Source organism: Streptomyces sp. McG3, assembly GCF_018619185.1.
GTDB lineage: Bacteria > Actinomycetota > Actinomycetes > Streptomycetales > Streptomycetaceae > Streptomyces.
The window spans coordinates 1-1588 of the sequence record NZ_JAAXYC010000558.1; the positions used below are offsets into that span (position 1 = coordinate 1).

Annotated in this window: 1 protein-coding gene; it reads left to right on the forward strand. The window is 72.4% G+C overall.

Translation table 11 applies throughout. The features are described from left to right. Positions 1-178: 178 nt before the first annotated feature. Positions 179-1453, forward strand: a complete 1275-nt coding sequence (locus HET64_RS38415) for a lysine N(6)-hydroxylase/L-ornithine N(5)-oxygenase family protein (RefSeq protein WP_251146462.1) — start codon at positions 179-181, stop codon at positions 1451-1453. Positions 1454-1588 lie beyond the last annotated feature (135 nt).

The following is a 1588-nucleotide window of genomic DNA, read 5'->3' on the forward strand; positions in this document are numbered from 1 at the left end:
TTCTGGAAGACGGAGACCTGCCGCGGACCGCAGCACGACAACCCCATCGGCAACGCGGCCGCGCCGCAGGCGGAGAAGCGGCTCCCGCAGGGCGTGGACGTCCTCCAGGGGCTGGTCGATGCCTTCCCACATCAGCCTCGTGGAGCCCTTGCGGCCGGAGTGGCCGAGCTGCACCCCGATGGCGGCGCCGGGGGCGGAGGTATGGACGAAGTCGGTGATCGAGGGCGCGACGCTCCAAGTGCCCTTCCTGGCCGACCTGGTGAGCCTCGTCGAGCCCACCAGCCCCTGGTCCTACCTCAATTACCTCAAGATCCGCCGCAGGCTGTTCCCGTTCTACTTCGCCGAGCACTTCCACATCCACCGCTCCGAGTTCGACAACTATCTGCGCTGGGTGAGTACCGAGCTTCCCGCCACCCGCTTCGGCCACCGGGTCGACACGGTGGCCTGGGACCCCGGACAGGACGCGTTCGCCGTGGAGTTCACCCGGCTGGGACCCGACGGGGAGACGCTCACCACCGGGCTCGCGCATGCCCGCAACCTCGCCCTCGGCGTCGGCACGGCCCCCCACGTCCCCGAACCGCTGCGGGAGCTGGTCCGGGACCCGGCCGCGGTGGTGCTGCACTCCGCGGACTACCTCTCCCAGCGGGACCGGCTGCTGGCCGCCCGCCACATCACCGTCGTCGGCTCGGGCCAGTCGGGCGCCGAGGTCCTGCTGGACCTGCTGCGGTCCCGGCCCCAGGGGGCGGAGGGGCTGACCTGGCTGGCCCGGACGCCGGCGTTCGCGCCCATGGAGTACAGCAAGATCGGCCTGGAGCAGTTCACCCCCGACTACACCCGCTACTTCCACGGACTTCCGCAGGCGACCCGGGACCGGCTCCTGCCCCGTCAGTGGCAGTTGTACAAGGGCGTCAGCGGGGACACGCTCGGGGACATCCACGACGAGCTGTACCGGCGCAGCCTCGGCGGAAGCTGGCCCGACGTCACCCTCACCCCCGGCATCGAGGTCACCGGCGCTGCCGCCACCGGGGCGGGGCGCATCGAGCTGGCCGTCGAGCACGGGCAGCAGGAGGCGCGGGGGCGGCTCGTCACGGACGCCGTGGTCCTCGCCACCGGATACCGGGAGCGCCCCGTCGACACGCTGCTCGCCGCTCTCGACCCGTACATCGTCCGCGACGAGGCCGGGCGCCCGCAGGTCGACGCGGCCCAACGGCTCGTTCTGGCACCGGAGACAGCCGGTTCCGTCTTCGTCCAGAACGCCGAACGGCACACGCACGGTGTCGGGGCCCCGGACCTGGGCCTGGCCGCCTGGCGTTCCGCCGTCATCGTCAACGCGCTGACGGGCAAGGAGTTCTACCCGCTGCCCGAACGCACCGCCTTCACCACGTTCGGACTCGGCGCGCAGGACCGCGACGGCCGGGACTCGGCGTCACGTCCGGCCGAGGAACGGCGGTGACGACGGTGCCGGAACGGCTGCGGGCCGCGCGGTGGGGTTCACCGTGCGGCCCGGGGCGGGGTGTTCGCCGGGGGGTCAGCCCTTGCGGGTGTTGATCTCCTCGGTGAGCTGGGGCACGACGGCGAAGAGGTCGCC